Origin of the sequence: Prevotella amnii DSM 23384 = JCM 14753, assembly GCF_000378745.1 — a bacterium.
Taxonomy (GTDB): domain Bacteria; phylum Bacteroidota; class Bacteroidia; order Bacteroidales; family Bacteroidaceae; genus Prevotella; species Prevotella amnii.
On record NZ_KB905317.1, the window covers coordinates 1 to 9453 of the forward strand.

The following is a 9453-nucleotide window of genomic DNA, read 5'->3' on the forward strand; positions in this document are numbered from 1 at the left end:
CGTGTCAAACTGCTGCCCGAAGCCATACGGCTGATGGAGAAGCTCCACAGCGATGAAAGGGAAACATTGCTCCCTTTCATGGGATATGCCACTTACCAATCTTATTTGAAAGCCCTGCGGCTTCGTGCAGGCATCTCGTTTCCTTTTACCACACATACGGCAAGGCACACCTTTGCCACATTCATCACGCTTGAACAGGGTGTACCTATTGAGACCGTGAGTAAGATGCTGGGACATTCCAACGTGAGCATGACCGAGCGTTATGCAAAGGTAACGCCACAGAAACTCTTTGAGGAATTTGACCGTTTCCTTTCTTTCACCGAAGATATGCAGTTGGCTATCTGACCATTTGCTTTCATCCAGCATTATACTTAGTCAAATAAAACACGGACAATTCAATCAAGACCATTATGAGAAGTACATTCAAGATACTGTTCTATATCAACAGACAGAAAACCAAAACAAATGGTCAGACTTCCATACTCTGCCGTATCACAATCGACGGTAAGCAGTCAGTCATTACCACAAACGAAGAATGCAAGCCCACAGAGTGGAACTCCAAACAGGGTTTGACAACCAATAGGAAGACCAACCCAAGAATCAATGAGTTCAGGGAATTAGTAGAGAAAACCTATCGGGACATACTGACGAGGGAAGGAGTGGTAAGTGTGGAACTTATCAAGAACAGTTTGCAAGGCATTGCCACCAACCCCACCACGCTCCTTGCAATGAGCAAGGCGGAACTGCAAGCCGTCAAGGAAAGCGTTGGAAAGTCAAGGGCAGAGGGGACTTATCTGAACCTGTTCTATTCTGACAGAAATCTCCGTGAATTTGTAGAAAACAAAGGAGTGCAGGATATACCCATCGGAGCCATTACAGAGGACTTGTTCGAGGAATACCGTTTCTTTCTGAAAAAGCGTGGACTGAAAGCATCGACTGTCAATACCAATCTATGTTGGCTGAGCCGACTGATGTTTCGTGCGGTGAGCAGCAGGATTATCCGCTGCAATTCCTTTGAGAACGCCAAGTATGAGAAGGAGGAAAAGAAGATACGCTTCTTGCAAAAGGGCGATGTAATGAAACTCATGGCAATGACGATGAACGACAGAGAGTCGGAATTGGCTCGGCTGATGTTCGTCTTCTCCTGCTTCACAGGTATGGCTATCGCTGATATGGAAAATTTGGAATACAGCCATATCCAAACGGCAGCAGACGGACAGAGATATATACGCAAGGAGCGTCAGAAGACAAAGGCTGAGTTTATCGTGCCGTTACATCCCATAGCTGAAACTATCATCAACCATTGCAGGAATGCGCAGGCAGGAAACGAAGAACAGCAGGCGGTGAAAGAAAAAGGCGACAGCCTTGTCTTTCAACCTCATTGCAGCCGTAGCGTGATGGGCAAGAACCTGAGCATCGTGGGTAAGGCTTGCGGTATCCGTCAAAGACTTTCGTACCACATGGCAAGACATACGTTTGGTACGATGTGTCTAAGCGCAGGTATTCCTATTGAGAGCATAGCCAAGATGATGGGGCATACCTCCATATCAAGCACGCAGATTTATGCGCAGGTAACGGACAACAAGATTTCAAAGGATATGGACAGGCTTATAGCCAAACAATCGGCAAATGAGAAAGAAATAGCGGAGAGAGAGGCTTGTGAATCTTCGGATATTGTAACCTGTAAAATGGAAGAAACGGCATGAATACGAACTATAAACAAAGGACAATGACTAGCACGGAGAATCATCGTAGCTATTTTGATTGGGGCTGCAATATGCAGGTCATTCGCAAGGGAAATGGAGGGATAGCCATGACAGAGAGTGAACTTGTGAGGTTCTTCGGGGTAACATGGAGGAAACTCAACCATAGGATGCAAACGATAATAAAATCCTCCAACCTATATCTCGATGAGAGGATTGCAGGTGAGGAAGTTATCAAGAAGGGAAAGACCGTAAGTTATTCACCACTTTATCCCCTTCCTATCATCATCGCCCTGTCTTTTCAGTTGAACAGCACAGAAGCGCGTTTATTCAGAAAGCACATCAATAAAAGATTGCAGACAGAGGCTTCCATTGTAACGCCAATCTTCCTATTGGACAATACCAAGAACTGATGAATATATTTCCTTTTCTTTCACCGATTATATCTTACTACATTACTACAATAAGAGTTAAAGCGGTGAAAGAAAAAGGATTAACGTGTAGTTGTGTGCTCTAAACAATTGTACTACGCAGTAACTACATTTGTCTTTCTTCATTGTTTTAGCCTGCTCTAAAGGAGGTTTATTCGACATATGCTATTCATCAGAGATTCTTTACAATTCGCCTCCACTATTTACTTATAAAGATTCTATGTACTTATTTAGCTTATTATAAACTCATATTTGCTTTTTATGAATATCAGGGATATCAACATAAATCTATCTGCTATTGCTAGTAGACTGGAATATTGTAATTATAACTTCAGACTTGTTGCACATCTCGTACTATTCATATACTCCTTGTTGCACATTTATGCTATAGACACGCGTACTCTTGTTGGACTATTAAAAAAAACTATATAAACCTTATAACGTCGTTGTAAGAATGGACTTTTATACCCACTTAACATACAGACATGTATGATTTTCTATCCGATATCTCCTTGTGATTCTGCATTTTATTTTATAGACTGATTTAGAAAATACGCAATAATCATATTCAGCAAGGATTTATCATCCACTCTTAATGCCCATAACAGGGAAAAAACAATGATTGCTGAAAGAAAAATGATGAGGAGACCATATCTTATAAATAGCATTTTCTTTAAATTCATTCGCTCCATAATTACTTGCTTAAATTTAATTGATTCTTGACTAATTCGTAATAAAATCCCTTTTGAGCAAGAAGCTCTTCATGGGTACCATGTTCTATAATTTTTCCAGCATGCAAGACAATAATTTGGTCAGCATTCATAACTGTGCTTAGACGATGAGCTATTTTAAGAACTGTTCTACCTTTAAGGAATTTGTCCAGATTATGATATATCTTATTCTCTGTTTTGGCATCCAATGAAGAGGTTGCTTCGTCAAATAATACGAACGGAGGATTCTGGTATATAGCACGGGCTATGAGAATGCGCTGACGTTGACCTCCTGATATGCCATTTCCACCTGTACCCAGCTTTGTTTTGAGTCCTTGTGGAAGATTTTCTATAAATTCCGTCAATTGTGCAATGTTAATAGCATTCTTCAGTTTCCCTTGGTCAATGGGCTGTTTACCCGTTGCAATATTTCTTTCAAGAGTGTCAGAGAAGATATAACCATCCTGCATGACAACACCACAATACTCACGAAGACTCTGGACTGAAATATCCTTCAACTCCTCATTTCCATAAAGTATACTTCCACTATATTTATCATAGAATTTAAGTAACAGTTTCATTAGAGTGGTCTTACCACTTCCACTTTCTCCAACGATAGCAGTAGTCTTACCAAAGGGGATATCTAATGTCATATCATCGATAACTTTGGGAGATCGTGGACCATAATAATGAAAATCTACATGTTTTAAATGAATTCCATCAAAAGATTTATATGTATCACTATTGATGTCAATAGTGGTATCAATATCCTCTTCTTCCAATGCCTGAACATCAGTAAGTCGATCATAGCTCAGTTTGGCATATTGCAAACTACGTATGAATTCGATAATCTGACTGATGGGTTGATTCAAAGATCCTATGATATAAGAGATTGCAAGTAATGTACCAAGCGTCATAGAGCCTATAATCACATCATAGGCGGCCATAAATACAACTACTATATCCTTTAGCTTATTAAAGGATTCAAATCCAATACTTTCCAGTTGGCTGAGTTTCAGAATATCAATATCAATGCCAAACAGCTTGATTTGGCTATTTCTCCAGCAATTGAGTTCATAGTCCTCTGTCCCATTAAGCTTAATTTCAGAAATTCCATTAATAATTTCATATACATTCTGCTGCGCTTCTCTATCTATTCTATATCTCGAGTAATCGATTTTTTTTTCTTTATTTACAAAGACAATAGACCACACTATTGCAATTGCTGTTATACAGAGATAAACCAACAGTATCTTTACATCATAATATGTTAATAGTATAAAATATACAATGAATGTCAGAAAAGAAAAGATGACTGTTATACTACTAGATGTCAAGAAAATCTGAATTCTATTATGGTCGTTTATTCGTGCCGTAAAGTCTCCAAGTTGTTTTGTATCGAAAAACTTGAATGGAAGTTTAATGATTTTTGCTAAAAAATCATGGATGATATCAATATTAATAATTGAGTTGCTATATAAGAGCGTCCAATTCCGAACTACCATGATAAAAGTTGAACCAATAAAAAGAAACAATTGGGCAAGAAGAAATATAAAGACGATGTGAATATCTTTTCTTCCAATTCCAATATCTATCAAAACTTGGGTTAAAAAAGGAAAAATAAGAGCAAAAATACTACTAAAGAACATACCCCAGAAGAGTATAGAGTATTCGTTCTTAAAATTCTTATAAAATGAAAGAAAATTCTTTTTATAATGACCTCCACTATGTTTAGGTACCGTTTCATAGAAATCTTCCTTTGGTGACATGAGTAATGCCACACCTTCACCATCGGCACCACACCAATGCGAGCTGAATTCATCTTCATTAATTTTCACTCTACCATAACTCGGATCTGAGATATAAAAATATTTAAGTCTGGTGATCAGTGATTTTTTTACGTCATAAAGCACAACGAAGTGAACATTATCCCAATGGAGAATACAGGGAAAAGGCTTTTTCCTACAAAGCGTTGTGACAGAAGTTTTTATTGGTAGCGTTTCAAAACCTATTTTTCTCGCAGCATCATCTATTCCTAGAAGACTTACACCATCTTTAGAAAGATAACAATATTCTCGTAGTTCAGGAATGCTATAATTCTTACCATAATATGAAGCGATTGAACCCAACGCTGCTGGGCCGCAATCCATCATATCAAATTGGATGTAACAAGGAAATCTATTTAGTTTTTCCCTTATTTTTATCATCGTTTTTATTATTTTCATCGTTCTTCTTTTGCTATATAAGGATTATACTTACATGCAATGGGTTTGTTGAATATTCCATTTCCTTTTGTATGTGCTCTACAATCAAGACAATTAAACTGGAACTCACAATCTTTACAACCATCGACATTCTTTTTAGTAATATTCCAATATTTCCTAAACGTTGGAGAATGTATAATTTTTTCCAATCCGTCAGACAGATCATATTTCTCAAACATAGATGGACAATTTCTTACATACCCATCTTTATCTAAAGAAACTTTCTTATATAGGCAAGAATTGTGCCTCTGACTCATCCTATAGAAGCTAGCATTTTTATAAATCTTAGAATAATCAGAAATACAACCACAATTATTGTCATTCAATTCTGCAGCTACATAATACACAGTTCCCATCTTAAGAGGATAACATCCCTCAGTATTCTCACTATAGTTTATGCTCTTGTTTGAGACAGCATTGTATAGATAGATATTTGTTATCGGAGGGTAGTTCAATATAATATCGTAACAATATTTATTGGTGATATATTTTGAAGAATCCAAATGCAGCTCTACATAATAAAAGATATAAGCACAGATTTTTCTTAGAATAGAATGGAGGCGACATGGATCTGAATGATTATAGACCCTTACTTGAAGATCAGTACAATGCAATTTTTTTACATCAGATAGAAACATGTCCAATTTGTCTGTTTTGATATCATTCTCATCAATATCAATAATTGCATCATAGATATTGTCCTTATCCTCATACAACTCCTGCGATATCTCAGGGAATACTTGTAGATTGTCTGAAACGAAAGCATATTCTCTTTCTATCATAAAATCAACGAATTGATAATAATCTACTAGCGAACTATCCTCTATTTTGTTGGCAATATCGGAAATCTTATGCCTATTTAGCAAGTTGCATAAGCTATAGTAGTCGTTAGGTACAAAATCCGCATAACTTCTTTGAAAATCTTGTATAAGTGTCCTACTTGCGCCTTTTGTCAATGCACAACTTGAGGAAAGAATAAAATATTGATTATTATACTTGTCCATCTTTCTTGCTCTTTTCGTAATTATAAAATAACGGTAGACTTCTTTTGGGAACCACCGATCTCATTTCTTTGAATTTAGTCTTAGGATTAAACATCATCAATTTATCTTCGAAGTTGGGATCTATCAAAAGATTATGATAGATCGTTTTAAAGAATAAAGGAAGATTCTCTATTTCTTTGTCACTTAAAACTATTTTTTCAAGATCCATATACTAGATAATTTGCTATTTTTTGCTCTAAATTATAATTACATGGCAAACTGGTCATCTGGAACTGTCCAACTGGATTAATTTCCAGAAATATGAATTTCCCATCTTTATCGACTATAAAGTCAGCAGAACCGGTGTTTAAATCCAACTTCTTGTATAGTTTGTCAAGTTTCTCTTCAACATCAATAGGAAGTTTGAATGGCTCATTCTTATTTGGGAGTTCAGTGCAATACTTTCTGAAATCAATAGAAGTTTGTTTGTTTCTCTGTGAAAATATAGCCATAGAATAGAATTCTCCATTTAAGTAAAACGAACGTACCTCAAAACTTTTTTCAACCAAACTCATGACTAAAGAAGGAAACAATTTAATATCTTTGTTGGCAAAATCAGCCTTATCTCGAGCTTCTGTATAGGTATAGAATGCATCATTTCCTCCAATGTCATATATGCCATTACTGATTGCTTTTGAAACAAACTTATCAGTTATTTTGTCCAACATATCCAATTGATTATAGTTTGTGATAACTGCATATTCAGGAACATTCAGTCCAATCTCTTTTGCCATATCTAATGTGTACATCCTGTTTAGTCCCATACGGTTAGGATTACCAATATGTATAGGACATTTTTTATACATCGTTTGATAGATATAATCTCTTAAATCTTTAAATTCCTCATTTAAATGATTTCTCGATCCATTGAGAATCTTTGATATGTCGCGTCCACCTGCTACAATTTTTTTAGGGACTTCATTAACAAGATTTTTCATACCAATTCCTGTTCGCCTCCACCAACAAGCAGTTGCATCAAGTAGATTGTATCGCTTTCCATCTGAAGATTCAAAGATGATGGCATCGTTGCTTATTACAGAAAAACATTCCTGAGCAGCTATTGGTTCTATGACAACTACATCTTGCGACATGTTCGTGAGTCTATTTTTAACATCTCGCGTTGAAATATCATCTCCGCTTGAAAAAATTATAATCATACTATTTTTCATCTGTCATAATTTTGGCAGTGGCATATAGCCACAGCCAAAATGTTGATTTTTGCTTTTGTCTATTATTAATCGCTGTCTCCAAGACCACAATCATGGTCACCTGAATTGCTTGAGGTAGAAAGAATTCCAGTGCAAGTGTTACCACTACCACCACGTACTTCCATCAAGTCATCAAGAGCCATACTGTCATTCTCGAATTTTTTTAAATTAATTTTTTCCATTTTTATCATTTTAAATTGTTTACTGATAATAAAGAGTTTTTGACTGCAAAATTAGTCACAGTCTCCAAGACCACAATCGTGGTCACTTGAATTGCTTGAGGTAGAAAGAATTCCAGTGCAAGTGTTACCACTACCACCACGTACCTCCATCAAGTCATCAAGAACCATACTGTCGCTCTCAAATTTCTTCAAATTAATTTTTTCCATTTTGTAATTTTAAATTATTTACTAATAATAAAAAGTTTTTACCGCTAAATTAATCACAGTCCCCAAGTCCACTGTCATGATCACTTGAATTGCTTGAGGTGGAAAAAATTCCAGTGCAAGTGTTACCACTACCACCACGTACTTCCATTAAGTCATTAAGAGCCATACTGTCATTCTCAAATTTTTTTAAATTAATCTTTTCCATTTTTTAATTAAAATTATTTTAATGATGTGTTCTTTAAGGCCTCCACTTTTTCCTTTCTATATTATCGATAATTATAGACTACATTTGACAGGTACTAACACACCATACGACATTAGAAGAGAAATCCTTTTCCATAGGAATTTGATAAAATCTTTTCTTTTCTCCAAAGGAAAGCTAATATCCAAACATCCTTCTGCTGCGTAACAGAATTTCTCATTATCTGTTTTTTGCCGATAATGTCAAAAATCACAGAATCTACAGATAATGCAGGAACAGTCATATCATGCCCATATAATTCTTTGACTCTGATGTATTTCTTTGCCAAAGAGAAACTATTTGTCGGAACTATCATGAATTTTTTCCGGATTTCAGATATGATTCAAGTTCTCTAGATGCTCCTATAGAAGAAATATTACGTAACACCATATTTTTGATGTTAAATTTCGCGTCTAGTTTCCCATTCATTAGAGAGTCCTTATTGGATGTAATTTCATAATCCATTTTATCTTGGGTAACATTCACTATATAACCTGCTATTGATGGTTTAAGGGCGAGGAGCTTTTCAAGATAAACCATATATTGGGGATAGTATTTAATAACATATGCCAGCATTTTATTACATACCGTAGGTGTTCTCTTATAGAATCCTAGTAAGTGAAGATACGTTTTGTCCTCTGGTACATTGTCAAAATCGGCAAATCCCTGATACTCATTATCACCAATATCCTCATTAATGTATGTTGCAACATCTTTGCCATAACGAGTACACAATTCGTGCAGCAGTACCTGCTCAAAGAAGATATTAAAGTTAATTCCCTTAAGTTTGTTAACTTGTTCCAGGTTCTGATTTACAAAATCAACAGCCTGTTTACAATAAGATTTTATGAATGAGATGTCGTTTCCTCCAAAGATACCCATATTGTATGCTTTTTGGCTTGTACCTTGGTCATATTTCTCCATAATCTCAGGAAGAATATCAATAGAAGGTCGTATCTCATTCCACATCGAACGATAATAATCAGATGTCGTTTCTATGTTTTGAACTATTAGGTCATGATTTCCCAAACATCTATCAAACTTGTCCCATATATATACGTCACCATCAACATGAATAAAAGGTTCGTCCAATGTATCATAAGCTTTTATCTTTGCCAAGGCCCACATATCAGAATTATATTTAGCCCAAGTTTAACACCCACTTTCGCCTAATTGTTACTATTACCGTACTTTCCTCGTTTTTCTTATGAGTTCTGTGTCCTACAAATTTTATTCTTTTTGAATGGTGAGTGTTTTAATTTCAACTTATCGTATATCTGTTTTGCTTGCTTCGAAGGACTACTGCATTGGCGCATCTCAATAGTTTCACCTAACGGGTTCTTCCCTTTTGTGGTAACGAGTTTTTGGGTGTTCATACGTCGTACAATCTCGGTCCAGTAACAGGATTCTCCTTCTCGTTTTAATTGACAACGGATGGTGTTTACCACCCAGTAGGCTAATAAC

8 protein-coding genes and 2 pseudogenes are annotated in these 9453 nt (G+C 36.1%); 3 read left to right on the forward strand and 7 right to left on the reverse strand.

Going from position 1 to position 9453, the window contains the following annotated elements; genetic code table 11:
• The 3 genes from F596_RS11190 to F596_RS0110035 all read left to right on the forward strand — a co-directional run.
• Window positions 1-345: tyrosine-type recombinase/integrase (locus F596_RS11190; protein WP_036866239.1), on the forward strand; the 345-nt coding region annotated here is incomplete at its 5' end.
• 65 nt (window positions 346-410) lie between these two features.
• Window positions 411-1706 carry a site-specific integrase gene (locus tag F596_RS0110030; RefSeq protein ID WP_019036845.1) on the forward strand — a complete coding sequence of 432 codons (1296 nt, stop codon included), beginning with the start codon at window positions 411-413 and terminating at the stop codon, window positions 1704-1706.
• Window positions 1703-2116: a hypothetical protein gene (locus tag F596_RS0110035; RefSeq protein ID WP_019036846.1), complete on the forward strand. Its 414-nt coding sequence runs from the start codon at window positions 1703-1705 to the stop codon at window positions 2114-2116. The genes F596_RS0110030 and F596_RS0110035 overlap by 4 nt, the downstream gene beginning before the upstream one ends.
• A 712-nt stretch (window positions 2117-2828) precedes the next feature.
• Here the strand turns inward: F596_RS0110035 and F596_RS0110040 are convergent.
• The 7 genes and pseudogenes from F596_RS0110040 to F596_RS12050 all read right to left on the reverse strand — a co-directional run.
• Window positions 2829-5069 carry a peptidase domain-containing ABC transporter gene (locus tag F596_RS0110040; RefSeq protein WP_019036847.1) on the reverse strand — a complete coding sequence of 747 codons (2241 nt, stop codon included), beginning with the start codon at window positions 5067-5069 and terminating at the stop codon, window positions 2829-2831.
• A complete protein-coding gene (gene gwsS / locus F596_RS0110045; RefSeq protein WP_019036848.1) occupies window positions 5066-6112 on the reverse strand; it encodes a grasp-with-spasm system SPASM domain peptide maturase in 1047 nt (348 codons plus the stop codon). Before gwsS ends, F596_RS0110040 begins: the two co-directional genes overlap by 4 nt.
• 197 nt (window positions 6113-6309) lie before the next feature.
• On the reverse strand, window positions 6310-7320 hold the full coding sequence (gene gwsG, locus F596_RS0110055) for a grasp-with-spasm system ATP-grasp peptide maturase (protein ID WP_231551784.1): 1011 nt from the start codon (window positions 7318-7320) through the stop codon (window positions 6310-6312).
• 272 nt (window positions 7321-7592) lie between these two features.
• Entirely contained in the window at window positions 7593-7733 is a 141-nt protein-coding gene (locus tag F596_RS12045) for a hypothetical protein (RefSeq protein ID WP_162149456.1), read from the reverse strand.
• 332 nt (window positions 7734-8065) lie between these two features.
• The gene (locus F596_RS0110075; RefSeq protein WP_019036854.1) at window positions 8066-8305 is read right to left on the reverse strand and encodes a hypothetical protein; all 240 of its coding nucleotides are present in this window, start codon (window positions 8303-8305) and stop codon (window positions 8066-8068) included.
• Window positions 8302-9120 (reverse strand): annotated as a pseudogene (locus F596_RS0110080) (DUF6734 family protein); the annotation flags it as partial. The pseudogene F596_RS0110080 and the gene F596_RS0110075, both read right to left, overlap by 4 nt.
• 74 nt (window positions 9121-9194) lie before the next feature.
• A pseudogene (locus F596_RS12050) lies at window positions 9195-9453 on the reverse strand (IS1634 family transposase); the annotation flags it as partial.

Bases quoted from the DNA above. Each gene is read 5' to 3' on its own strand.
- gwsS (WP_019036848.1), bottom strand. From the start codon at position 6,112: ATGGACAAGTATAATAATCAATATTTTATTCTTTCCTCAAGTTGTGCA.
- F596_RS0110030 (WP_019036845.1), top strand. From the start codon at position 411: ATGAGAAGTACATTCAAGATACTGTTCTATATCAACAGACAGAAAACC.
- F596_RS0110035 (WP_019036846.1), top strand. From the start codon at position 1,703: ATGAATACGAACTATAAACAAAGGACAATGACTAGCACGGAGAATCAT.
- F596_RS0110040 (WP_019036847.1), bottom strand. From the start codon at position 5,069: ATGAAAATAATAAAAACGATGATAAAAATAAGGGAAAAACTAAATAGA.
- gwsG (WP_231551784.1), bottom strand. From the start codon at position 7,320: ATGAAAAATAGTATGATTATAATTTTTTCAAGCGGAGATGATATTTCA.
- F596_RS0110075 (WP_019036854.1), bottom strand. From the start codon at position 8,305: ATGATAGTTCCGACAAATAGTTTCTCTTTGGCAAAGAAATACATCAGA.